This window comes from Massilia sp. CCM 8734, from assembly GCF_011682155.1.
GTDB classification, from domain to species: Bacteria; Pseudomonadota; Gammaproteobacteria; order Burkholderiales; family Burkholderiaceae_D; genus Telluria_A; species Telluria_A rubra.
Genome location: NZ_WHJI01000015.1, coordinates 125,569 through 149,996 on the forward strand (window position 1 = coordinate 125,569; position 24,428 = coordinate 149,996).

Here is a 24,428-nt window from a genome sequence, read left to right on the forward strand (position 1 = left end):
CACGGACTGAGGCGCACCGATGCGCCGCCTGGTCCTTGTCTTCCTGGTCCTGATCGTCTACGGCAGCCTGTATCCGTTCAGCGGCTGGAGCGAGCCGATCGCTCCCCTGTTCGGCTTCCTGTTCGCCAGCCCCGCGCGCGTGGAAAAGGCCGACCTGGTCCAGAACGTGCTCGCCTACATGCCGTTCGGCCTGTTCATGGTCGCCTGGCTGATGCGCGGCACCCGCTTTCACGTGGCGCTGGTGACGGCGGCCGTGGCCGGCGGCGTGCTGAGCCTGTCGATGGAAGCGATCCAGCAATTCCTGCCCAGCCGCGACGCCTCGCGCATCGACCTGGCATTGAATATTTTCGGCAGCGTGGCCGGCGGCCTGCTCGCGTCCCTGCTGCACGGCCACACCCTGGCCGGGCCGCGCCTGGTGGCCGTGCGCGCGCACTGGCTGCGCAGCGGCACCCTGCCCAACCTGGGGCTGGCGACGCTGGCGCTGTGGGCCTTGTCGCAAACGAGCCCGCTGGTGCCGACCTTCGACATGGGACAGGTGCGGCACGGGCTGGCGCTGCTCTACCGCTCGCTGCGCGCACCGGAGACCATGCAGGTCGCCCAACTGCTGACCTACGCCTGCTACCTCGCCGGGCTCGGCTTGCTGGCGCGCACCGTCACGCGCGAGGACAAGCCGGCCTTGCTGTTGTTCGGTTCGCTGGTTGCTTGCGTGCTCGTGCTCAAGATCATCATCGAGGGACGCCAACTGTCGCTCGAAGCGGTGGCCGGGGCCTTTGCGGCGTGGATGTTCTTGCTGGTCGCCGGCCGCCTGCGCCAGGGTGCGTGGATGGGCATTGCGCTGATCGGCGCCGCTTTCGTCATCAGCGAACTGGCGCCGGGGCCGGACGGCATGGTGTACGGCTTTAACTGGATTCCGCTGGTGGGGCAGATGCGCTCCTTGTCGGGCTTGCAGAATATCCTGGAGATTTTCTGGCCGTTTTTCGCGATCGCGTATTTTGCGCGATTGAGCACGCCGATCGGGCGCCGCCAGCCGGTGGTGGTGATCGGCACGGTGGCCATTGCGGCGGCGGTGTTCTGGCTGGAATGGTCGCAGCAAGGCTTGCCGGGGCGTTTCGGCGATATTACCCAAGTGCTGCTGGCGTGCGCCGGATGGATGATCCCGTGGATGTTCGCCGGGCCGGACTTTAGCGGGACGCCTGGCGCAACAAGGGCGGCGGGCCGGATCGATCCCTGATTCCTGATTGCGCAAACCGTCGCGCCGGCATGACACTGGCAGTCAAGCCATTGGGCTTTCTGCAAGATGGCAAGGTTCGCTTATGATCGAAATTCGGAAAACCAAAGGAAAGACCAGATGTTAATGTCAGAAGAACGCAAGATCCCGGCGCGCAGTCCCGAGCTGGCCCCGTTGAAACGCGCGGCCGAAGATGGCGACGCCGGGGCGCAGGTCGACTACGCGAAATACCTGCATCAGCAATTCGACGATCCGGCCGAGGCATTCCGCTGGCTGGAGCGCGCCGCCGCGCAACAGCATCCGGAAGGCTTGTATATCCTCTCCTTGTTCTATCTTAACGGCTGGAATGGGGTGCAAAGCCCCGGCGTCGGGTTCAAGCTGATGGAGGCGTCGGCCGAGACCGGCTTCCCGGCGGCGCAACTGGACCTGGGCTTAATGTACATCAAGGGCACCGGCACCGCGCCTGATTTGCCGATGGCGGCGCAATGGATTGCGAAAGCGGCGGCGGCCGGCCTGCCGGTAGCCGAGTATGAAATGGGTTTGCTGCATTTGAATGGCGAAGGGGTGGAACGCGATTTCCTGACAGCGCTGGGGTGGTTCAAGAAAGCGGCGGATCAGCATCATCCCGATGGACTGTTCTATATCGGCGCCGCCGTGTACGAAGGTTTGGGGACGGATAAAAACCCGGCGCATGGCTGGGAGATTATTCAAGAGGCCTTGCGCATGGGCTCGACGGTCGCGCGAAACAACCTCCAGAACTATCCGGAGGCCGCCGCCGCGCCCTGACCGGGGCCAGAGGGCGAAAGGCCGATCCCCCGGCTTTTTGCCTGATCCGGATGAAGGGTGGCGCCGGACGCCACCCGAAGGCGTAAATATTTACACTCCCTCCATTCTCCTTCCTATAATGGGCCAACGGTCTGCAAGATAGCCGTCCGAACATATCCCGATGATGGTTTTGAAGGAGCGTCACCATGCAAAAAAATGAAAAGACCCGACAGCGGATTAGCAACGAACCGTTCGAGCTCCCTGCGCGCGGCGCGTTGAAAGCGCGCCTGCTGCTGTGCGCGGCAGTGTTGCTGGCCTGCGGTTCGGCGTCGGCCGAGGTGCAGAGGGCGGAAGCGCAAAACCGGAAGACGATAGCCGAGGAACGCAAGATCCCTGCGCGCACGGCTGAACTGGCCCCGTTGAAACGGGCGGCCGAGGATGGCGACGCCGCGGCGCAGGTCGCATATGCGAAATATCTGCATCAGCAATTTGACGATCCGATCGAGGGATTTCGCTGGATGGAACGCGCTGCCGCGCAAAACCACCCGGAAGGCTTGTATGGGCTGTCGCTGTACTACACCAACGGCTGGAGCGGCCTCAAAAGTCCGGGACTGGCTTTCAAGCTGATGCAGTCCTCTGCCGAGAAGGGCTATCACTGGGCGGAACTGGACCTGGGCTTGTTCTACATAAAAGGCACCGGCACCAAGAAGGACTTGAACAAGGCGGCGGAATGGATTTCGAAGGCGGCCGCCGCCGGCCTGCCGGTGGCCCAGTATGAAATGGGTTTGCTCAATCTGAATGGCGAAGGGGTGAAGCGCGACTTTTTGGAAGCGCTGAGATGGTTTGATAAAGCGGCACAGCAAAATCATCCCGACGCGATGTTCTATATTGGCGCCGCCATGTATGAAGGTTCGGGTACCGATAAAAACCCGGCGCAGGGCTGGGCAATGATCCAGGAAGCGCTCAGGTTAGGGTCGAAGGTTGCCAGCGATAATAGCAAGAACTACCCCAAGCCCCGCTGACGCCTACTTGAAGAAGATGCAACATGCGAAAAAATGAACAAGCACGACAGCGCACGGGCGGCTTCTTGAAAGTGCGCGTGCTGCTGTGCGCGGCCGTGCTGCTGGCCTGCGGTGCGGCGTCGGCCGAGGTGCCGCAGGCGGACGGACAAAATCGGAAGACGATCGCCGAGGAACGCCAGATGGCGCCGCGCACGCCGGCTCTCGCAGGCCTGAAACGGGCGGCGGAAAATGGCGATGCCGATGCGCAGGTCGAGTATGCAAGAAAATTGCACCGCCAATTCAACGATCCGGTCGAGGGATTCTGCTGGCTGGAACGCGCTGCTGCGCAAAACCATCCCGAAGGCCTGTACATCCTGTCGCTGTATTATCTGAACGGCTGGGGTGTCGTCAAGAACCCGGAGGTCGCTTTCAAAATCATGCAGGCGTCCGCCGATACCGGATATATGAATGGCGAAGGCGTGCAACACGATTTTCTGACAGCGCTGCGCTGGTTCCAGAAAGCGGCCGAGCAGCATCATCCCGATGCCATGTTCTATCTGGGCGCTGCCGTGTACGAAGGGTCGGGCACCGATAAAAATCCGGCGCAGGGCTGGGCCATGATCCAGGAAGCGTTGCGACTGGGCTCGTCGCTGGCGCAACATCACATCCGGATCTACGCGGATCCGGCGGTGACCCAGAGCTGATCAACAACGAGGGCAAACCGTATCGCACGCCTGCAAGTTTCTCCATTCGCAAGGTCAATTTCTCTCCTGTGCGGGTTTCTTTCTTATCTGTTATAGCGGAGAAATGCACGGGCAGAATTTTATCTGAATTTCTACAATGGCAAGTTGACAATGCCCTGCACGATGTCTATATTGGTTCGAGCGGCAGCGCTGTCGGTGCGAAGGCGGTGCTCCTATCAGCACAGCAATGGCGAATGCAGTCAACGCGCGCACGCTGGGTACAAGCGACGGTTCGCGAATTATCTACGGCGTGGCCGACTTCAGAAATTACCTGCTCAAAGTCCTGGGCAAACCAAGCGTGGATAACATGAGTCCCTATGACGACGAGTTCAATAACCGCAAAGGTATTATCGCCTTCAGCGTCAATTGGACCGGTGCTACCGGACATATCGCTCTGTGGAATGGATCGAACTATCGTGAGCCAGGCCACGATAATTATTCAAGCTATGTCAACCCGGCTAATCCTGACGTTAAAACGTCAAAGGGCGAATTTTGGGAACTTGCATGATGCGCATGGTCTGCATCGGATGGGGGCTGGCGCTTGCCGGCTGCGCCTCCAGCGTGAATACGGCGGGCGCGCCACGGCCTGCAGTACAGCGCGACGTCGAAGGCTATGCAATAGCGAGCTGCATGACTTATCAAGCGGATGCTTTTACCAAGGATCAAGGCGATGCCTGGGCGTCCGTGATTGTGCAGCGGATGAAAGGCGATCTTGATGCCATGGCGGAGATCGCAGAGCAGGTCAAACGGGAAAACGCAGCGAGTGGGGTGGCTGTGATGCGTGACGAGTCAGAGCCGCAAAAGGGCAAGGTGTTGCCTGTACTGCACTGTGGCGAGATGATCGACAGGCCAGCTGTGCGGGCAGCCATTCAAAAAGCCGTCGCGGCGCTTCGTCCATCGTACGGTCAGGAATAAGGGTGGGACGAGCCCAAGGGGCTTGTCAAATCCGTCGCCATGTCTGGCCAGTTCATCGCCTGGCCCTTTGACGGGGGGAGGCCGGCAGCGCTGCGGACGGGGTAAGCGCCACCAGGGCGACGCTTTTCTGAGACAATCAATGGCAGGCAACGCTACCTGGGCGCTGTGAACCAGAATTGCGCAGTCACCCTTCAGAATCATCGTCATCATTCGACAATTCCGCCAATGACCCTGTCTACCATATTCCTCTGCCTGCTGGCAGCGAAAGCCATTTCCGAACTGCTCAGCCTGTTCCTGACCCACCCGCTGGTGGACCTTGGCGCCGGCCTGTTCTTTGGACTGGGTTCCGCCGCCATGCTGGCCGGGAGCCCGGGCAATGCGTTCGCCTGGGTCGCCCTGGCCCTTGCGCTGTACTGGCTGTTGCAAGGCGCTACCGCCCTGTCGCGGCAAAAAGGTCGCAAGGCCAAACTGGCTGGCGCCGCGTCAGCAGCCAGCGCCTCCTGAGCCCCATGAGCCGACCTTAAGCGCCGCCAGCCGCCGCCGACTTGATCGCGTGCCGGCCCATCAGGTCGTACAAGGTCGGCCGGCTGATCCCCAGCAACTCCGCCGCGCGCACAATGTTCCCGTCCACCCGCGCCAGCGCCTTGACAATGGCCGCATACTCGGCTTCGTCGCGCACCTGGCGCAGGTTGATCGGCTGTTCCGGTTCCGCCGACGCCGACAATCCCAGATCCTCGGCCGTGATCTGCGGCCCGTCCGCCATGATGATCGCGCGCTTGATGCAGTTTTCCATCTCGCGCACATTGCCCGGCCACGGATAGCTTTCGATCACGCCAATCGCTTCCTGGCTGAAATGCAAGGTCGGCCGCGATTCCTGCGCGCAGAACTTGTTCTTGAAATGGTGCGCCAGCAAGGCGGCGTCGCCCACCCGGTCGCGCAGCGGTGGAATGGTGACCACGATTTCCGACAGGCGATAATACAAATCCTCGCGGAAGCGCCCGCTGGCCGACAGCGCCTTCAGGTTCTGGTGCGTCGCGCAGACAATGCGCACATCGACCGCAATCTCTTCATGTCCGCCCACGCGCTCGATCACGCGTTCCTGCAAAAAGCGCAGCAATTTGGCTTGCAGCGACATCGGCAAGTCGCCCACTTCATCGAGGAAGAAGGTGCCGCCATGCGCCAGTTCAACCTTGCCCTTGGTCTGCTTGGCCGCGCCCGTGAACGCGCCTTTTTCGTAGCCGAACAATTCGCTTTCGAGCAAATTCTCGGGAATCGCCGCGCAGTTGATCGCCATGAAGCGCTGGTTGGCGCGCGGACTCAACTGGTGCAGCGCGCGCGCCAGCACTTCCTTGCCAGTCCCGCTTTCGCCCAGCACCATCACCGACGCCGACGTCGGCGCCACTTTTTCGATATTGCGGCACACGCGCTGCATGCCGGCGTCGCGGCTGATCACGCCGCTCAGCGGCGAATCGACCTGCGACTGGCGCATGCGACGGTTTTCCTGCTGCAAGGCGTGCAGGTAGAAGGCGCGCTGCACCACCAGCCCCAGCATTTCGGGGTCGAACGGCTTCTGGTGGAAGTCGTACGCTCCCAAGCCAATTGCTTCGACCGCGTGCGCGTGATTCTGGTTCCCGGTTAGGACGATGACTTTGGTGTCCGGCGCCAGCGCCAGGATCTGGCGCAGGGTGGCCAGCCCTTCGGTGGCGCCGTCCGGATCGGGCGGCAAGCCCAGGTCCATGGTCACCACCGCCGGTTCGTGACGGCGCACTTGCGCCAGCGCGGCGTCGCGGTCGCCCGCCACCACCACCTCGTAGGCGTCGAAGCACCAGCGCAACTGCTTTTGCAGGCCGGGGTCGTCTTCGATGATGAGCATCTTCATTTTGTTTTGGGTCACAGCGATCCTCTAGCCGTCATGCGGCTTTATCGACAGTTTGAGTGTCCTGCTGGCAAAGCGGCAGGGTGATTCTGAACGTGGTGCCTTGCGGCGGCGTGCTGCTGACCGCCAGGTTGCCGCCGAGCTCGTGAATGTATTCGCGGCTCTCAAAAGCGCCAATCCCCATGCCGGCCGATTTGGTCGATTCGAACGGCTTGTACAGGCGCTCGCGGATGAATTCTTCGCTCATGCCTTCGCCGGTGTCGCGGATCTCGATGATAACCGAATCGCCCGCACGGCTGAGCGTGATTGCCACCTGGCCCTCCTTGGGCGTGGCTTCGATGGCGTTCTGGATCAGGTGGCCCACCACCCGTTCCAGGCGTTCCCAGTCGGCCACCACGCGCAGGCGCGGTTCGGCAATCGTGAGCAAGGGGCGCGGCTCGAAGGCGGCCTTGTTGGCCACCGCCTGGGCCAGCAGTTTTTCGATCGACAGGGGGGCCGGGCGCTCCTGCGAGGCGCTGCGGCTGAGCTTTTGCAGCATCAGGCGCATCTTTTGCACCGACAGGGTCACCGTTTCGAGCATGTCGCGCTGGAATTCGGGGTTGTCCTTGTGCTTTTCGGCATTCGGAATCAAGAGGCCCAGTTGCGACACCAGGTTTTTCAAGTCGTGCACCACGAAGGTCGACATGCGGTTGAACGATTCGAACTGGCGCGCCAGCATCAGGGCGCTGGCCGCTTCGTGCTGGGCCAGATAGCTGGCGGCCTGGCTGCCGGCAATCTTGAGCAGGTCGATCACTTCCCAGTTCAGGGTGATCGCGCTGCGCGGCTGCAACAGCAGCATGAAGCCGAACAGGCGCCCTTGCAGCATCAGCGGCACCACCAGCCGCCCGCGCGGAAATTTACCCAGCCAATCGGGCAGCATCAGGCCTTCGTATTTATCCGGGTCCGCCGTGAACTCCTGCAGGTCGACCACCCACTGGCGCGATTCCAGGAAGCGGCAGAAGGCTGAATCGTCCGGCTCGGATGGGGCCAGTTCCGGCATGTGCCAGTTGGCCACCGGTTCGCACAGGCCCGCTTCGCGCCGGATCCACAGCATGCCGCCGGAACTTTCGACCAGCTCGCCCACCGCTTGCAAGGTACGCTCGCCCAGGTTGGGACCGGCTTCGGACAGGGTGCGCGTAAAGCGCAGCCATTCTTCGCGGTAGTCGTAGTTGTAGCTGTAGAAATGCTTGCTGATGAATACTTTCAGCCAAGAGCGGAAAGTGCCCGAGAACAAAATGCCGGCCAGCAGCACCAAGGCGCCGAACAGGAAGGCCATCTGCATCAGCGAGCCCCACTGGCCGCCGAAGTAGCGCAGATAATAGCCGGCCGCGCCCATGGCCAGCAGGTAAGCGGCCGAGCCGAACAGGGCGGCCGAATGGAACAGCAGGCGGCGCGAAACCGCGATGTGCGACGACCACGATGCGCTGCGCGCCACCGACACCGCGATCAGGGGCGCGGTCAGGGCGTCGACCACGCCGCGCGCGGACCAGATTTCGGGATTGATCTGACGCATCAGCAAGGCGTTGCTGTACAGATAGAAATCGAAGACGAAGATGCCGCCGATGCCGAGGCAAGCGAATTTGATGGCCCAGCGTTCCTGCACCGGCTTGTTGCGGTACAACTGTTCGACCAGCAGCATGCCGAGCACGGCCATGCCGATGCGTGCCATCACGCCCACGATGCCGCTTTGGTGGCCGAGCACGGCCGGCATGAATTCGGACAGGATCTTGTCGCCCAGCACCATCAGGTAGAGCAGGGCGATGGCCGGCAGGGCCGGGGTGCGACGCAGCTGGCGCCAGCTGGTGCCTTCGAAGTGGCCCAGCAGCGACAGCAGCACCACGGTCCAGGCGCCGTTGCGCGCCACTTCCAGTAGTTCGCCGGCCCAGATGTGGGCCAGCACGCCCCAGGCCTGGGCCGCCAGTGCGCCGCCCCACAGCATGGTCAGCGCGCAGGCGCACGCCAGCACGGACGCATGCTGGCGGCTGCGCCAGCGCGTCAGCAGGACGACGCCGAGCAGCGCAAACGCGAGCGCGGCGATTGAATAGCTCATGGTGGCGATGTTGCTCAGCATTCCGATGCGCTTGTCTTTCCGGTGTGGATCACGGTGTGGGGAGCAAGGCGCCGGGCGAGGCCGGCGCCAGGGCCCGCCCCAAGGGGGGACCCAAGGGGGGGCCCAAGGTGCAGGCCGCGGTCAACGCCCGTGACTGCCCATGACCACCTTGAGGGTGTCGATCAGGATCAGCAGGTCGAGGAACAGGCTGTTGTTTTTCACATAATACAGATCATACTGGAGCTTTTGCACCGCGTCATCGACAGATGCGCCGTAACCGTAGCGTACCTGGGCCCAGCCGGTGATGCCGGGCTTGATGCTGTGGCGTACGTTGTAGTAGGGAACCTGCTCGCTCAACTGTTCGACGAAGTAGGGCCGCTCCGGACGCGGACCGACGAAACTCATCTCGCCCTTGAACACGTTGAGGATCTGCGGCAATTCATCGATGCGGCATTTGCGGATGAAGTTGCCCACGCGCGTGATGCGCGGATCGTTCTGGGCCGCCCATTGCGGCTTGCCGCCCTTTTCGGCATCGTTGAACATGCTGCGGAACTTGAGCACCTTGAAAGTCTGGCCATTCGTGCCGACCCGTTCCTGCTGGTAAAAAATCGGGGCGCGGTCTTCGATGTAGATCGCCAGCGCGGTCAGGAACATCACCGGCAGCGATACCACCAGCAAAGTGCCGCTGACCACCAGGTCGAAGGTGCGCTTGACGAAGATGCGGATAAAACTCTGGTCGAAGCCGCCGCCGAATACCAGCCAGCTCGGCTGCAAGGAATCGACCCGGATCTGGCTCGTCTCGCGCTCGAAGAAGGTGGCGGCGTCGATTACTTTCACGCCGTACAGTTTGCACTCGAGCAAATCCTTGATCGGGAAGGCGCCGCCGCGGCGGTTTTCCACCGAGACCACGATTTCCTCGACATCATGGCGGCGCGCCAGGGTCAGCAGCGATTCGCCGCCGCGCACTTCCAGCAGGGCCGAGGCCGGCACGCGCGAGTCCTCGGACGGCATGGCGATGAAACCGGCGATTTCGTAGCGGTGGTAGACCTGGTCGCGGTTGGCCAGTTCGCGGCATTCGTTGGCCAGGGCGCCGCCGCCGACGAACAGGATGCGCGATTCGAATTTGCGCGCTTCGGATGTCTTGAGGAAAATCGTGCGCGCCACAAAGATGCCGGCGGCCCCGATCATAAACACCAGCAACATGATGCCGCGTCCGAAGTACAGGTTCGGCACCACGTAGAACAGCAGTGTCAGGATGCAAAAGCCCATCGCGAACGAGGGCAGCAGCTTCTGGAAGAAGGGATTGCGCAAGCCTTCGGTCAGGTTCAGCTGGTACATGCCGAGCGCGCTCATGCTGAACACGATGGCGATCGCGTAGGCGATCGCCGAAATCAGGAAATTGTCCAGGTGCGGCGGCAGCGAGGTCTTGCCGTCTTCATACACGCGCAGCGCCGCGCCCGCGTAAGCCGAGCCGATCAGGATCAGCACCTCGACAAACAGCAGCACGAACACGACGCGTGAGACATAGTGATTAGAAATCCGAAGCATTTTTCCACCCCTGGACAGGATAAGAGGCCTTGCATGGCGGGCACTGTGCTGCCTCCGCCGCAACGCTTTTAATTGTTATAAGTCAAATTCCGGATGTACCACGCCATGGCTTGTTGCATGCCCTCGCCGATCCGGTGGGTGGGGGCAAAGCCGAGCAACTTGATCGCTTTGGAAATATCGGCCTGCGAGTGACGCACATCGCCGGCGCGGAAAGGCGCGTATTGCGGGCGATGGTCGCGCACGTGCGGAAACTGTTCTGCCAGCAAGTCGCACATCATCGCGTGCAGCTGGTTCAGGCTGGTGCGCTCGTTGAGCGCGACGTTGTAGACCTGGTTGCTTGCTTCCGGGTTGTCGGCCAGGGCGGCCAGCAAGTTGGCCTGCACCACATTGTCGATGTAGCAGAAGTCGCGGCTGGTTTCGCCGTCGCCATTGATGAACAGGGGCTTGTTCTTGATCAGCGCGGCAATCCATTGCGGGATCACGGCGGCGTAGGCGCCATCCGGGTCCTGGCGCGGGCCGAACACATTAAAGTAGCGCAGGCCGATGGTCTGGGTGCCGTAGCAGCGCCCGAACACTTCGGCGTACAGTTCGTTGACATACTTGGTGATGGCGTACGGCGAGAGCGGGCTGCCGATCTCGTCTTCGACCTTGGGCAGGGCCGGATGGTCGCCGTAGGTTGAGCTCGAGGCGGCGTACACGAAGCGTTTCACCTTGGCGTCGCGCGCGGCCAACAGCATGTTCAGGAAACCGGTGACGTTGGTGTCGTTGGTGGTGATCGGGTCTTCCATCGAGCGCGACACCGAGCCGAGCGCCGCTTCGTGCAGCACATAGTCGGCGCCGGCCACGGCCTTGGCGCAGTCGCTTGGGGTGCGGATGTCGCCGCGGATAAAGGTGAAGTCGGCCCAGGCCGCGCTGCCGACCAGCTCGCGCACCTGGTCCAGGTTGTGCTGGTGGCCGGTGGCGAAGTTGTCGAGGCCGGTGACCTTCTGGCCGAGCCGCAGCAATGCTTCGACCAGGTTCGACCCGATGAAACCGGCCGCGCCCGTAACCAGCCAGTGGCTGCGGTGCGCGCGCAAGTGCTGTTGAACCTCGATAAATTTACCCACGACAGACTCCAGTTTCTTATTCATGCTGCATACAGGGAAGCGCCAGCGGGCGCTTCCCGGAGGCCACTACAGGCGCCAGACGGAAAAACCGGCGGCGCGCAAGGCGTCCTGGTCGAACAGCGATTTGACATCCATGAAGCAGCCGCCCTTGTTCAGTTTGGCCTGGAGGTCGGACAGCGGGCGCGCCAGCAATTCCTTATGCGAGACCGCCGCGATGATGGCGTCGGCCTGCGGCAACTGGTCCCAGCTGTCGAGCTTGACGCCGTACTCGTGCATGGCTTCGGCGGCGTCGGCCACCGGATCGTGCACGTGCACCTGCACGCCGTAGGTTTCCAGCTCGGCGATGATATCGGCCACCTTCGAATTGCGCAGGTCCGGGCAGTTTTCTTTGAAGGTGAGGCCAATCACGTTCACTTTCGCGCCCTTGACGTTGAAACCGGCGGCAATCATCGACTTGACGGTCTTTTCGGCCACGAACTTGGCCATGCCGTCGTTGATGCGGCGCCCGGCCAGGATCACTTGCGGGTGGTAGCCGATCATTTCCGCCTTGTGCGTCAGGTAATACGGATCGACGCCGATGCAATGCCCGCCCACCAGGCCCGGGCGGAACGGCAGGAAATTCCACTTGGTTCCCGCCGCCTTCAGCACTTCCAGGGTATCGATGCCAATTTTATCGAAAATAATGGCAAGTTCGTTCATCAGCGCGATATTCAGGTCGCGCTGGGTGTTCTCGATGACCTTGGCCGCTTCCGCCACTTTGACGGAGGATGCGCGATACACGCCGGCCGTGATGATCGATTCGTACAGCTTGGCCACTTCGTCGAGGGTCGCTGCATCGTCGCCCGACACCACTTTCAGGATGGTGGTGAGCGTGTGTTCCTTGTCGCCCGGATTGATGCGTTCCGGCGAGAAGCCGACGTGGAAGTCTTCCATCCACTTCAGGCCCGAATGCTGTTCGAGGATCGGAATGCAGACTTCCTCGGTCGCGCCCGGATATACGGTGGACTCGAAAATGACAATCGCGCCCTTCTTCATATGCAGGCCGACGGTCTTGCTGGCGCCCGCGAGCGGGGTGAAGTCGGGATTGTGGGCGATGTCGACCGGAGTCGGCACGGCCACCACGATGTAGTCGGCGCCGGCGATGGCGGCCGGGTCGGCGCTGACGGTCAGGTGCTGCGCGGCGCGCAACTCTTCACTGCTCAGTTCGCCGGTAGGATCGATGAAGCGCTGATAGCTGTCGATCTTGCTGGTCGACAGGTCGAAACCAATGGTCGTGCGTTTCTTGCCGAATTCGACAGCCAATGGCAGGCCGACGTAACCGAGGCCAACGACGGCCACTACTTTTGCTGCTGCTTCCATCTGGGATTCCCTGTTTAAAACGTATTTTGTTATTATAGCAACAGAATTACGCCTACATAATTTACAACTTGAAAACAATCGTGCGCCCTGTCGTTGCAGGGGCTTGGCACATGCGGGCTGCGTCGGGGCTCTCCCGCAGGCGCCGCGCGCTCTGCCAGCGCCCGCCAAGGGCCATCCCCTTAACGCCGGCCAACGGGTTTTGGCCTACACGCGACAGCTGTCGCCGAGCAATAAATAATGATCGGAACTATATTCTTAGGAATATACACTCTTTCCTTGCGAAGTAGCAAAGTTCGTTACAACTTAACTAACTATTAGAGAAATGCGTGTTGTTATTTTTATGTGTCCATGACAGGGCGGGTCGTTCGCGGGAGCAGCGCACCCGGAGGCGTCCGGATGCGACGGCGCAGGCCGTGCCGCGTTCCGGAAAGGCCGCATAAGTCGGGCCTGAATCCTCATTGTAATGACGTGCAAGCGGCCCAAAAAAGTATTATTAGTAACTGTTGCGTTTTTGCCCTGACGGTTCTTTCAGCTATGAGAATGGCTGGGTTGGCCCGGATTGACGCCCACGCATCCGGTCCATCGCAGCGCCATCCGGCGGCCGCTCCACCGTCGCCCCCGCGAAGGCGGGGGCCCAAGTTCTTGGCGCTGTCAAGGCCTTCCTGCCCGCGTGGCCGAACGGCGTGGCCGAACGGCGCGGCCGAACGGCGTGGCCGAACGGCGTGGCCGAACGGCGTGGCCGAACGGCGGGGCCGAACGGCGGGGCCGAACGTTAGGCCGCAGGCCCGGCCCGAAGTGTCGAGTTTATCCACGAGCGGTATCAATCCGCGCTACCGTGCGCGATATTTCCTTTTTTGAAACCTTGTTACCTATACTGCGACTCATTCGAACTTGCAGTGCGTCAGCCAGACTGGATGACGCTGCAAGGGCGTGTTGCAGTGCGTTTTTACTCAGGAGATTGGTAACATGGTCAAGGCAAAACATATTCTGGCATTGGTAGCGGTATCGAGCCTGCTGTCGGCATGCTACGTCGTTCCGATCGATCAATATCCGCCGCGCGGCAACGGCAACTACAACAACGGCGGCGGTGTCGCCATCGTGCCGGTGCCGGCCGTTCGCCCGATCTACACGGCGCGCCTGTACCCTTCCAACGACGAGGCATCGCGCATGGGCCGCATTTCCGGTACCATCAGCAATCCTGAACGCGGCCATGGCGAATTCTCGTTCGCGGCCGGCGGCGAAGCGTTTTCCGGCGAGGCGACGCGCGATCCGGGCGCGGCCAAAGGCGTGGCCAACGCTTCCGGCAACCGTGGCGGCTATGTGCGCTGCGATTACGTGATGACCCGCGCCGAAATGGGCTCAGGCACCTGCGTGTTTTCCAGCGGCGCCCGTTTCGACATGCACATCACGCAGTAAGCGGTGGGGCAGATACTGAACACGCAGGGTGTGGTGCATGCCACCTGGCGTGGGCAGTATCTTTCCAATCCGCTTTGTGAGTAGCCGTAACGATGAAAATGTATATCTTGGTGCGCGACGACGTGCCGCTCGGTTTTGCGATGGTGGCCGTGGCCCATGCGTCGCTGGCCGGCTATCTCAAGTTCAAGGACACGCCTGAGGTCCAGGCGTGGCTGGCCGGCCCGTTCTTCAAGGCGGTCTGCATCGTCAACGCCAAAGAGTTCGAGAATGCGAAGCAGGTGGCCGACCATGTCGTGCTGACCGAGTCCGCGCTCGAGAACCGCGAAGTGGCCATCGCCTTCCGTCCGCGCGAGGAATGGCCGAAGATGTTCAAGTTCCTCAAGCTATACCGCGCGGCGCCCGTCATCGCCGTTGACGGCGGCACGTAACGGCGCTCGCCGGTTCAGGCTGGCCTGCTGTCGAGCATCTCCATGAAGCGCTTGACCGGCCACTGCTTGCGGTCCGATACCTGGCCGTCGCCCAGTTCGATCAGCCGCAGTGTCCCCTCGCTGGAAGCGACCACGTCAACCGAGAAAAACGGGCTGTCGATGCGGCTTGCCAGTGCGTGCACGAGCGCAGGCACCGTGCCGTCGCGCCCAAACGCCTGTCCGCGCAGCACGAAATAGCGCTCCTCGCTGTCGGCTTGCAACTGTTCAAATTTGCGGATGCACACGCCGCCCTCGAGCGCGCCCCGGTAGCGTTCGATCAAGCCGACCACCTCCGCAATCTCGTGCGGCGTGGCTGCCACCGAGCCGCGCTGGGTGGTCAGCGATTTCACGTAGTCCTTCACGAAATAGGCGGGCCAGTTTTTGCCTTCCACGGCGGCGGCAAAGTCCGCATCGCGCGCGACGATCACCGTTTCCGGCGTAAATTCTTCGCACAGCGCGTACCACTCGGGCAAGTAGTGGCAATGGCGGTACTGGGCCGGACTGGTCAGCATCGCGCAGTCCTGCCCGGCAAGGGCCTGATGCAGGCGCGCGTAGCCATCCGGCGTCAGCATCCAGCCACGGTACAGCACGGTGACACCGGCGGCGAGGGCCGGCTGCGCCTTGAATTGCCCCGCTTCAAAATCTTCGAAGGAAAACAGCGAACAGGCGAATCCGGCCACGCGCGCGGCGTCGTATTCCTCGCCATAGGCCTCGTCGGCAAGGCGCTTGTTGAAGGGGTCGCAGGGAAACAGCATCTGCACCGATGGGGCGGGGTGGACGCTGGTCATTTGTTCAGCCGCACGTTGTAGTCCTCGGCGACCTTATTCTCAGCGCCTGCGCTGATGCCGCGCAGCGCGGCAAACATGAAGGGACGTGCTTTGATCGACGGCATACAGGCTTTCTAAGGGGAACCGGTCGATTTTAACATCGCGCGATTGGCCCAATAGCGGCCGCGCCGTCGCCCCACGAAGGCGCAGGCCCAAGCTCTGTGGTCGGCTGTATTGGCTCAAACTTGACCTGACAGCTCTTGTCAGGTCAAATCCAGCTTTGCCCGCTCTAGTGACTAGATCCGGGATTGAGTCGCGACAATAGCGAAACAGGATCGGGGCGTACATGGACGATTGGGCTTTGGATTTTCCCAAGATAGAACGATGGGCGTATACCGATGTACTCGACAAAGAATTTGAACAATGGCAGGAAGAGGATTGTGATTTGTTCGAGCACATGGTTTCGGACTACTGTGGCCTCGACACGCTGGTTCGATTTACCGGCGACCCAACATGCGTAAAACGGCCATTCTTTGCACAACTACTGTTGCCATACCTAAGTTGGATTTTGAGCGGCGCTCCCGGTCTTCCGTTTCATTTCTCAAGATTTGCTGGATTGGTAAAGAGCGAGACATTTTTCGAGCAATCGGCCAAACATGCAGAAGAGGTTTACAAGATAGCGGAAGTGATCGATAGGATGCGATGTTCGGACGACGCCCTCTTACAGGCTCTTGCCCACATCATTTATGATTTCCGCAATGAGCGGCAAGACGTGGATAATGGTTTGCGTATGAAACTGGCTCGTACGTTGCACGAAAAAGTGAACGATATTTATCCACCGTCAGATTCCAAGTGATTGGGTCCCGACCTCCCCTTGGGGCGTCCCCTTGGGGCGTCGAACTTTCCGATGCAAAGCTCATCGGCCACCAACGTTGTCGTTTCCATCGTCGCCCCCACCCACCCGATACCCGACCCCGTCCCGTCCGCTCACCCCCCATCCTGCTTGCGTAGCCGGCTCAGCAGTTCCTCGACACTGTCGCTCACCGGCAAACCATGCTGGCGCAGCAATTGCAGATGCAGCACCAGGTTTTCCAGCACCAGTTTGGCCGACACCGCCAGCAAGGTCATCAGCCGGTCTTCGGTGCTGAAGTTGTCCATCGCGGCGGCCATCTCGCACAGGTGCGCCGCCACCAGTTCGCGCAGCTCGTCCTCGCCGAAGGGCAGGTCGGCGAAATCGATGGGGTCTTCCTGCTCGACTTCGTGCATCAGCGCGGCAAGTTCGTGAGGTTTGATCGGCATGCTCGTCTCCAGAAAGTTGACTCGCTTCCATTCTAGGCCCGCACGCGACAGCCACGCCGATCCGGGATAAAATTAAGCGGCTTTGATTCCCCCATCGTCGTCAGCCACGTGATCGGATGCCATGGCGCGTCTCATTTTCACCCAGCAGCTTGCCCGGTTTACCGCCGTGCCGCAGGTCGACACCAGCGCCGCCACCCTGCGCGGCGGACTCGACGCCGCCTTCGCCGCCAACCCTTTGTTGCGCGGCTACGTGCTCGACGACCAGGACCACCTGCGCGAGAACGTCGTCGTGTTCATCGATGGCCGCCGCAGCGACGAGCGCGTCCGCCTCGACGACCCGCTCGCGCCCCACAGTACCGTTTACATCCTGCAAGCACTTTCCGGAGGCTGAACATGCATGCGCTTGCCTATCTTTCCACCCGCAAGGGCCTGTTCGAACTACAGCGCGGCAACGCCGGATGGGATATCGGCCCCCGCCACTTCCTCGGCGAGCCGGTCTCGATCGCGCTGGCCGATCCGCGCGATGGGGCCGTCTACGCGGCGCTGAACCTGGGCCACTTCGGCGTCAAGCTGCACCGCAAGGATGGCGGCAGCGATGTCTGGACCGAAATCGCCGCGCCCGCCTATCCGCTCAAGCCCGAAGCGAGCACGGACAAGGTCGAGTGGAAGAATAAACTCATCTGGTCGCTGGAAGCGGGCGGCGCCGACCAGCCCGGCGTGCTGTGGGCCGGCACCCTGCCTGGCGGCCTGTTCCGGTCAAGCGACCGCGGCGCCTCATGGGAACTGGTGCGCTCGCTGTGGGACGTGCCCCAGCGTGCCGAATGGTTCGGCGGCGGCTACGACGTGCCCGGCATTCACAGCATCTGCGTCGATCCGCGTAACAGCGAGCACGTGCTGGTGGGCGTCTCTTGCGGCGGCGTCTGGCGCACCGAAGATGGGGGGGCCAGCTGGACCATCAGCGCCACCGGCATGCGCGCCGATTACATGCCGCCCGAGCTCAACGAAAATGAAGCCGTGCAAGATCCACACCGCATCGTTCGTTCGAAGGGCGACCCGGATGTGCTGTGGTGCCAGCACCATAACGGCATCTGGCGCTCCGCCGACAACGGCCACCACTGGACCGAAATCACGCACGCGCCGCTGTCGAACTTCGGCTTTGCCGTGGCCGCTCATCCGCGTGACGGCGGCACCGCCTGGTTCGCCCCCGCCGAGGCCGACCAGCGCCGCATTCCGGTCGGCGCCGCGCTCGCGGTCACCCGCACTGACGATGGCGGCAACAGTTTCAAGGTAAAAAACGCGGGCTTGCCGCAGCAGCATTGCTACGACCTGGTGTACCGCCACGGGCTGGCGGTGGCCGACGATGGCGCCACCTTGCTGATGGCCTCCACCAGCGGCGGGGTGTGGATGTCGGACAATGCGGGCGACAGCTGGCACACCGTCTCGACCACCATGCCGCCCGTCTACGCGGCGTGTTTTGCCTGAGCGAAGTAGCTCAGGAACATGCTCACGGCCGCGTCGACCACGGCGCCGTGCAATTGCTGCGCCAGCGGCGGCGCGCCCATGGTCACTTGCGGCCAGAACGCCATCGCCTTGACCTGTCCTTGAAGCAAGGTGGCGGCGAAAACCGGGTCGCATTCCTTCAGTTTGCCGTCGGCCAGGGCCGCGCGGATCCAGCGCGTCACGCCTTCCTCGCGCTCGCCCAGGCGGGTCACGATGGCGCCGACCCGCTCCGGTTTATGCATGGCCTCGGCAATGGCCACCCGCGCCAGGTCGAGAAAATCCTGGTCGGCCATCGCCCGTACTTTAATGGACATCAATTCAGTCAACTGCGCGCGCAGGCTGGCGTCGCTGCGATAAGGCAAGTCCAGCCCGGCGGCGCTGCGCTCGAACAAGGCCACCAAGGTCTCGGCGAATAACTCATCCTTGCTGGGAAAATGGTTGTACACCGTGCGTTTCGACACGCCGGCATTGGCGGCGATCTTATCCATGCTGCTCGCTTCGAAGCCGAGGCTGCGGAATTGCTCGGCGGCGGCGCTCAGGATAGCCAGGCGTTTGCGGTCGGTCAGGCGCTGGGGTGGGGTGATGCGGGGTGTGTTCATTCCATTATTTTACACCCACCAGTTTACTTTTCCAAAAAAGGAAACTACACTGTGTAGTGTACATTTCTGATTGGATCATCTGTGCACCGACTTTTTCTCAGCCTCCTGTTAATAGGAACATTCCTCATGGCCTCTTGCACCTTCGCCGGCAGCCCCGCGCCGCAGCATCCATCGCCCCAGTTCAGCGACGGCAAATTCCGCAATCCGGTTCCCATGTTCAAGCAGAGTCCCGCGCAACTCGTGCGTCTCAGCTGGACATTTTTGATGGGCAAGAACAAGGATACGGTGCCGAGCGGCGTGATTCCGGTGCAAGCGCTGACCCGCGCTCAGTTGCTGGCGGCGCCCGACAACACCCTGTTCCGCCTCGGCCATTCGACCCTGCTGCTCAAGCTCGACAACGCGTTTTACCTGACCGACCCGGTGTTTTCCAAGCGCGCGTCGCCAGTGCAGTGGGCCGGCCCGGCGCGCTTTCACCAGCCGCCGATCAGCATCGAGGAACTGCCGCCGCTCAAGGCCGTGATCCTCTCGCACGACCATTACGATCACCTCGACCATGCATCGGTGCTGGCGCTGGCCGCCAAGACCGAGCACTTCCTCACCCCGCTGGGCGTGGGCGAGCGCCTGGTGGCCTGGGGCATCGACGCCGCCAAGGTGACCGAGCTCGACTGGTGGCAAGAGCGCAAGGTCGGCAATGTGCGCCTGGTCGCCACCCCGGCCCAGCATTTTTCCGGACGCAGCCTCACCGACGGCAACGCGACCTTGTGGGCGTCGTGGGTGTTTGTGCATAAAGACCTGCGCGTCTTTTTCAGCGGCGACACCGGCTATTTCGACGGTTTCAAGGCCATCGGCGACAAGTTCGGCCCCTTCGACGTGGCCATGGTGGAAACCGGCGCTTACGACGAGCAGTGGCCCGACGTGCACATGCAGCCGGAACAAACGCTGCAAGCGTTCCTCGACCTCAAGGGTAAATGGCTGATGCCGGTGCATAACGGCACCTTCGATCTCAGCCTGCATCCCTGGCACGAGCCCTTCGACCGCATCGCCGCGCTCGCCAGCGCGCGCGGGGTGCGCCTGGCTACCCCCGAAATGGGGCAGGCGCTCGACCTGAAGAACCCGGCGCCCGGCCAGGCGTGGTGGAAACGGGTCGATCCGGCACCCGGCTGAAAACTATTTGCATGGGCGTCGCATACTTTTCACACGCTAATACAACGCACTACAACAGGGTTTCGCTATAAATCAGGTCCATTGAAACCGTTTTCGTGAGTATATGCACCAACATAGATCGCGCATAACTGGTATGCGGTTTGTGAATGCTAGATGTTGGTGCAATGCAATAAGTTATGCGAAACTGACATATCCGCCATTGGGATAATAAATTGAGAAAATATGCTGCGCCGCAGTATATTTTGAACTGTCAGCTGGCTACCCAGCAGACGATTCGAGCGCCAGAAGCGCCGGATTTATCCATCATCCCCTCTGGAGGTTTTATGTTTGCCACTACCCGCTTCGCTACCGTCCTGTCCGCAACCCTGCTGTGCCTGAGCGCGACCCAAGCCATGGCTGCCGACCGCCCGGCCCGTCTCGATGTAGCCGGCTGCGAAAAACCGGAATTTCCAGTGCGTTGGCAGGATGACGGCGAAACCGGCACCGTGACCGTCGCTTATCTGATCGATACCGATGGCAAAGTGGTGCAGTCGAAAGTGGTGGAATCGAGCGGCGCGGTGCGCGTCGATCGTGCTTCGGTCCGCGCTGGCGCCCGCTGCAAGTTCGAACCGGGTGCAAAGGACGGCCAGGCTGCGCTGGCGTGGGCCAAGGTCAAGTATTCGTGGGTCGTCGAGTAAATGGCTGTGGCCCCGGCGTGGACATGCAAAATGTCCACGCCTGCTGTCTGCTCTAGAAACGGTACAGCACCGACGCCTCCACCGCGCGTCCGAAAATCGGCCGTGCATTGATCGGACCGCTGCTTTGCGCCCCGGTCAGGCGCGAATTACCCTCCGTCAGCCCCAGTTCATTGCCCAGGTTCGTGCCCGCGAGCCGGAATTCCCAATGCGTGCCCACCGATGCCAGGATGCCCGCGTCCACTGTTTGATACGAGGGCAGGTACGACAGATTGGCCTGGTCGGCCCAGCGGCTGCCCACGTGCGCGTAGGTGCCATACAGTTTCAGTGAATTGTCGCCCATCGGAATGCGGTAGCTTGGCGACAGGCGGAACTGCATCTTCGGCTGGCGCTGCACCAGCTTGCCGGTAATGGCCGGATTGTCGCGGTATTTCGACTCTTGATAGTTGCCCATCAAGCTCACCTGCAGGTTTTTCACCGGCCGCACGGCCAGCTCGAACTCCACGCCATGCCCGCGCGAACCGCTCACCGAGTTCAGCACCGCGTCGGTCGTGATCTGCTGGAAGGAAATGCCGGTAAAGTCCGTGTAAAACCCGTTGATGTACGCGCTGTACATCTCGCCCACCGTCTTGAAGCCGACTTCGTACTGCGTCACTTTCGGGGTCGGCACGCCGTTGCGGTCGTTCAGCGCGGCCTGGGTGCCGGCGTTGCGCATGTCGTCGAAATAGATGAAGGTGTGGCCGGTATTGGCGCGCGCAAACACGCTCATATCCTTGGAAAACTTGTAAATTCCGCCCACGGTGAAGGAATTGACGCTGTCGTCCCGGCTGAGCTGGGTGTTGGTGCCGGTCGGAACCGAGGTGCCGTTGTTGTAGACGGTTAGCGGATTGGCGTCCGTATCCATCGAGGTCAGGTTCGAAATGGTCGCTTTCAGGCTCTGCTTTTCGCGGCGCGCACCCACGTCCACCTTGATCTGCTCGTTCACTTTCCACTCATTGGCCACGAACAGGGCGGTATTGTTGCCCTTGTACGATGCCAGCGGCGCATAAAACACATTCCCGTCCACCCCGTTGCGCGAGACGATGGTGCCGTTGCTCAGTTGCACATTGATCAGGCTGGCGTTGGGCGTGGCCGTCATCAGGTGGCTGTTGCCCAGGTACCATTCGTCATTCGACTTGTAGCGCGCCACATACGCGCCGACGGTGGTCGTATTGTTCTTGAGCAGCTCGCGGCTGAGACGAAATTCGTTGGTGAACGAGCTCAGTTTCTTCTCGACCGACCACAATCCGGCTTGCACCACTTGCTGGTTGGGATCGACCACGCCGCCTTTCACATAGCTGATGCTGCCCGAACCGCTTGCCGCCAGCGGATTATGGGTCGCGTTGGCGTTGGCCAGGTAAGCCGCCGCCGTCAGCGGGTTGTTCCCGGTGAACATCGAGATCGTGTTCAGGTCGCCGCTGAAGTAATTCGCCTTGTTCGACACATCCCAGCCGCCCAGTTTTTGCTCGTACTCGGCCCCGAATACGGTCGCATCCATGCCGCGCCCGTCGGCCAGGTCGCGCGTGAGGGTCTTGCCGGGCGCCGCGTCGATGGTGAAGTGGCGCATTTCATTGCTCATCAAGGTGCCGGTGAGCGGATCGAAGCCGGGAAACTCCGTGATCGTGCGCCCGTTGTCGCTCGAAATGAGCGGCACGCCGGTGTAAAACGCGTTCTTTTCCTTGGTGGTGCGTACGTAGGCGGTCACCTCGCCTACATCGAGCTTGCGCGTGATGGACGCGGTCAGCTGCTTGCCGTCGTCGGCCTTGAACTGCGGATCGCGCACGCCCTGGGTCTGGCGCGCAAAGCCGCCGATGGTCCCGTACCAGCCGTCGGCAATCTTGCCGCCCACAAAAGCGTCAAGCCGGCGCAGCTTGCCGGTGCCGGTGCTAAAGCGCAGGGTAGCTTCCGGCGTGTCTTCCCCCTTTTTCAGGATGAAGTTCATGGTCGCGCCGGGCTGGCCGACCGAGTAGATCGTGCTTGGCCCGCCGCGCAGCACTTCCACCCGCGCCACCGTGTCGTCCAGGCGGAAGGCGGATGAACCCTCGAAGAACGACAGCACCGGCACCGGATAGATCGGATTGCCGTTCATCTGGACCGACACGAAGGGCGAATCGCTACCCGACGGAAAGCCGCGCACCTCGATATTCGCACCCGATTGGCCGCCGGTCGACTCCGCATACACGCCCGGCACCAGTTTGAGCACGTCGGCGGTGCTGCTGGGCGAGGCCGATTTGAGTTGCTCTTCGGTCGCCGTGGTGATCGAAAAACTGGTGTCGATTTTGCGCGTGCCGCGCGCCGACGCCGTGCCGGTCACCACCACCTGCTGGATTTCGGTCGCCACCGCGTCTGGCGCCGCCGGGGCAGGGGGCGCGGCCTGGCCGGCCGCCTGGGCTTGGTTCATCAGGGTCAGCACGGCCAGCGTGACTGAGGAAAGCAGGAAGTGCTTGTGACTGTTCATCGTTATGCTCGCTTTTTTATCTGTGCTCTTGTTGAAATCCGTCTCCTGGACTGGCTGGCTGTGTGCCTGCCGCATGCATGTCCCCTGTCTTTCGTCGCCGCGCCCCGTACCAGCCGGTCTGCAATTTATTATGATGGCAAGAAAAGACGAATCATTGAAACAAGAAATGATATCGATGTCAATCGAAATGTTATCGATGTCATTTGGCCTGTGGCGAGGCGTAAACCTGTCATAATGCGGCGGTGTCGTTGTTTTCCTACCAAAATTGAGCGTTTCCATGGCCGCAAACAAGGCTGCAAGCAAGACTGCCGCGCCGGCAGCAAGCATGATCGCGCCGCGCAAGAACGACGCTGCCCTGACGATGGAAGACCTCGCCAGCCTGGCGGGCGTTTCCACGATCACGGTATCGCGCGCGCTGCGCGACAGCCCGCTGGTGACGGAAAAGACGCGCGAAAAAATCCGTCGTATCGCCGACGAGCAGGGCTACCGCCTCAACATCAGCGCGCGCAACCTGCGCATGCGGCGCAGCTACTCGGTCGCGGTGGTGGTCGAAATGACGCCCGTGAAGGGCCGCCCCATGTCCGACCCGTATCCGCTCGAACTGTTGGGCGGCATCACCCAGGAACTGACCACGGCCGGCTACAGCGTGGTGCTCACCTCCAAGCAGTTGATGGACACCGCGCCGGTGCAGGGCGCCGATGGCCTGATCTTGCTCGGCCAGGGTTCGCACGGGGAAGCGGTGCGCTTCCTGCAAAAGGCCAAGCTGCCGCTGGTGGTGTGGGGCGCGCTTGACGCCGACACCACCACCATCGTGGTCGGCAGCGACAACCGGCGCGGCGGCGCCAGCGTGGCCGAACGCTTTTTGGCGCAAGGCCGGCGCAAGCTGGTGTTTTTGGGCGACGTCGATCACGCCGAAGTCCAGGAGCGCTGCGCCGGCTTCATCGACGCGCTGGGCGGGCAGGGCACGGTCCACATCATCCGCCCCAAGGCCTTCACCTTCGAATCGGGGTTCGACAGCATGACCGCGCTGCTCAAGAAAAAGGGCCACGCCTTCGACGGCGTGTTCGCCGCCAGCGACCTGCTGGCCATGGGCGCGATCCGCGCGCTCACCGAACATCAATTGCGCGTGCCGGACGACGTGTCCGTCATCGGCTACGACGACACGCCCGGCGCGGCCAGCTTCGTGCCGCCGCTGACCAGCGTGCACCAGTACCTGCGCGATGGCGGCGTGCTGCTCGCCAAAAAAATGCTGGCGCTGATGAACGGCGAGCAGGTCGAGTCCGAAATGCTGCCGACCACCCTGATCGCCCGCCAGACCTGATTTTCCCGGCCAAATCTAAATAAATTGACATTCCAAACCGATTTGAAATAAACTCGGCTCACATCCAAACCGGTTTGAAACGCAAATTTCAAAA

The 24,428-nt window shown here is 61.7% G+C and carries 24 protein-coding genes; 15 read left to right on the top strand and 9 right to left on the bottom strand.

Annotation, left to right across the window (positions count from 1 at the left end; translation table 11 throughout):
* Positions 1–19 precede the first annotated feature (19 nt).
* The 7 genes from F2P46_RS16135 (at position 20) to F2P46_RS16165 (ending at position 5,156) form a co-directional block, all read left to right on the top strand.
* A complete protein-coding gene (locus F2P46_RS16135) occupies positions 20–1,231 on the top strand; it encodes a VanZ family protein (protein WP_166891470.1) in 1,212 nt (403 codons plus the stop codon).
* 117 nt (positions 1,232–1,348) lie between these two features.
* The gene (locus F2P46_RS16140; protein WP_166891473.1) at positions 1,349–2,014 is read left to right on the top strand and encodes a tetratricopeptide repeat protein; all 666 of its coding nucleotides are present in this window, start codon (positions 1,349–1,351) and stop codon (positions 2,012–2,014) included.
* A gap of 185 nt (positions 2,015–2,199) precedes the next feature.
* Complete coding sequence (locus tag F2P46_RS16145) at positions 2,200–3,015, top strand: tetratricopeptide repeat protein (RefSeq protein ID WP_166891476.1); 816 nt, start codon at positions 2,200–2,202, stop codon at positions 3,013–3,015.
* A gap of 23 nt (positions 3,016–3,038) precedes the next feature.
* A complete protein-coding gene (locus F2P46_RS16150) occupies positions 3,039–3,698 on the top strand; it encodes a tetratricopeptide repeat protein (protein WP_166891479.1) in 660 nt (219 codons plus the stop codon).
* A gap of 214 nt (positions 3,699–3,912) precedes the next feature.
* Positions 3,913–4,245, top strand: a complete 333-nt coding sequence (locus F2P46_RS16155; protein ID WP_368737920.1) for a T6SS effector amidase Tae4 family protein — start codon at positions 3,913–3,915, stop codon at positions 4,243–4,245.
* Positions 4,242–4,652, top strand: a complete 411-nt coding sequence (locus tag F2P46_RS16160; protein ID WP_229509313.1) for a hypothetical protein — start codon at positions 4,242–4,244, stop codon at positions 4,650–4,652. The genes F2P46_RS16155 and F2P46_RS16160 overlap by 4 nt, the downstream gene beginning before the upstream one ends.
* A gap of 225 nt (positions 4,653–4,877) precedes the next feature.
* A complete protein-coding gene (locus F2P46_RS16165) occupies positions 4,878–5,156 on the top strand; it encodes a hypothetical protein (RefSeq protein ID WP_166891484.1) in 279 nt (92 codons plus the stop codon).
* Between the two features lie 16 nt (positions 5,157–5,172).
* On the opposite strand, the gene prsR is transcribed toward F2P46_RS16165, so the two are convergent.
* The 5 genes from prsR to F2P46_RS16190 all read right to left on the bottom strand — a co-directional run bounded on the left by prsR (position 5,173) and on the right by F2P46_RS16190 (position 12,630).
* The gene (gene prsR, locus F2P46_RS16170; RefSeq protein ID WP_208296641.1) at positions 5,173–6,531 is read right to left on the bottom strand and encodes a PEP-CTERM-box response regulator transcription factor; all 1,359 of its coding nucleotides are present in this window, start codon (positions 6,529–6,531) and stop codon (positions 5,173–5,175) included.
* Between the two features lie 31 nt (positions 6,532–6,562).
* Positions 6,563–8,638, bottom strand: a complete 2,076-nt coding sequence (gene prsK / locus F2P46_RS16175) for an XrtA/PEP-CTERM system histidine kinase PrsK (protein ID WP_166891490.1) — start codon at positions 8,636–8,638, stop codon at positions 6,563–6,565.
* A 120-nt stretch (positions 8,639–8,758) separates the two neighbouring features.
* Entirely contained in the window at positions 8,759–10,165 is a 1,407-nt protein-coding gene (locus tag F2P46_RS16180) for a TIGR03013 family XrtA/PEP-CTERM system glycosyltransferase (protein WP_166891494.1), read from the bottom strand.
* Positions 10,166–10,233: 68 nt separating this feature from the next.
* Positions 10,234–11,295 carry an SDR family oxidoreductase gene (locus F2P46_RS16185; RefSeq protein ID WP_166891497.1) on the bottom strand — a complete coding sequence of 354 codons (1,062 nt, stop codon included), beginning with the start codon at positions 11,293–11,295 and terminating at the stop codon, positions 10,234–10,236.
* Between the two features lie 42 nt (positions 11,296–11,337).
* Entirely contained in the window at positions 11,338–12,630 is a 1,293-nt protein-coding gene (locus F2P46_RS16190) for a nucleotide sugar dehydrogenase (RefSeq protein WP_166891500.1), read from the bottom strand.
* A 966-nt stretch (positions 12,631–13,596) separates the two neighbouring features.
* On the opposite strand from F2P46_RS16190, the gene F2P46_RS16195 reads away from it, so the two are divergent.
* Positions 13,597–14,046, top strand: coding sequence for a hypothetical protein (locus F2P46_RS16195; protein WP_166891503.1), 450 nt, complete (start codon positions 13,597–13,599; stop codon positions 14,044–14,046).
* 92 nt (positions 14,047–14,138) lie between these two features.
* Complete coding sequence (locus tag F2P46_RS16200; RefSeq protein WP_166891505.1) at positions 14,139–14,474, top strand: hypothetical protein; 336 nt, start codon at positions 14,139–14,141, stop codon at positions 14,472–14,474.
* Positions 14,475–14,488: 14 nt separating this feature from the next.
* Here F2P46_RS16200 and F2P46_RS16205 read toward each other — a convergent pair whose 3' ends face one another.
* Entirely contained in the window at positions 14,489–15,301 is an 813-nt protein-coding gene (locus F2P46_RS16205) for an ATP-grasp domain-containing protein (protein WP_166891508.1), read from the bottom strand.
* A 325-nt stretch (positions 15,302–15,626) separates the two neighbouring features.
* Between F2P46_RS16205 and F2P46_RS16210 the strand changes: the two genes are divergently transcribed.
* Entirely contained in the window at positions 15,627–16,136 is a 510-nt protein-coding gene (locus F2P46_RS16210; protein WP_166891511.1) for a hypothetical protein, read from the top strand.
* 131 nt (positions 16,137–16,267) lie between these two features.
* Here F2P46_RS16210 and F2P46_RS16215 read toward each other — a convergent pair whose 3' ends face one another.
* Positions 16,268–16,579 (bottom strand): hypothetical protein, encoded by a 312-nt coding sequence (locus tag F2P46_RS16215; protein WP_166891514.1) that lies wholly within the window; start codon positions 16,577–16,579, stop codon positions 16,268–16,270.
* Positions 16,580–16,700: 121 nt separating this feature from the next.
* On the opposite strand from F2P46_RS16215, the gene F2P46_RS16220 reads away from it, so the two are divergent.
* Positions 16,701–16,970, top strand: coding sequence for a MoaD/ThiS family protein (locus tag F2P46_RS16220; RefSeq protein ID WP_166891517.1), 270 nt, complete (start codon positions 16,701–16,703; stop codon positions 16,968–16,970).
* A 2-nt stretch (positions 16,971–16,972) separates the two neighbouring features.
* Positions 16,973–18,061 carry a sialidase family protein gene (locus tag F2P46_RS16225; protein ID WP_166891520.1) on the top strand — a complete coding sequence of 363 codons (1,089 nt, stop codon included), beginning with the start codon at positions 16,973–16,975 and terminating at the stop codon, positions 18,059–18,061.
* Here the strand turns inward: F2P46_RS16225 and F2P46_RS16230 are convergent.
* Positions 18,040–18,678, bottom strand: a complete 639-nt coding sequence (locus tag F2P46_RS16230) for a TetR/AcrR family transcriptional regulator (RefSeq protein ID WP_166891523.1) — start codon at positions 18,676–18,678, stop codon at positions 18,040–18,042. The genes F2P46_RS16225 and F2P46_RS16230 overlap by 22 nt on opposite strands.
* A gap of 126 nt (positions 18,679–18,804) precedes the next feature.
* Here F2P46_RS16230 and F2P46_RS16235 point away from each other — a divergent pair, with 126 nt between their 5' ends.
* On the top strand, positions 18,805–19,842 hold the full coding sequence (locus F2P46_RS16235) for an MBL fold metallo-hydrolase (RefSeq protein WP_208296642.1): 1,038 nt from the start codon (positions 18,805–18,807) through the stop codon (positions 19,840–19,842).
* 323 nt (positions 19,843–20,165) lie between these two features.
* Positions 20,166–20,519: an energy transducer TonB gene (locus tag F2P46_RS16240; protein ID WP_166891529.1), complete on the top strand. Its 354-nt coding sequence runs from the start codon at positions 20,166–20,168 to the stop codon at positions 20,517–20,519.
* 52 nt (positions 20,520–20,571) lie between these two features.
* On the opposite strand, the gene F2P46_RS16245 is transcribed toward F2P46_RS16240, so the two are convergent.
* A complete protein-coding gene (locus tag F2P46_RS16245; protein ID WP_166891530.1) occupies positions 20,572–23,013 on the bottom strand; it encodes a TonB-dependent receptor in 2,442 nt (813 codons plus the stop codon).
* 277 nt (positions 23,014–23,290) lie between these two features.
* On the opposite strand from F2P46_RS16245, the gene F2P46_RS16250 reads away from it, so the two are divergent.
* Positions 23,291–24,334: a LacI family DNA-binding transcriptional regulator gene (locus tag F2P46_RS16250; RefSeq protein WP_229509314.1), complete on the top strand. Its 1,044-nt coding sequence runs from the start codon at positions 23,291–23,293 to the stop codon at positions 24,332–24,334.
* The last annotated feature ends 94 nt before the right edge of the window (positions 24,335–24,428 follow it).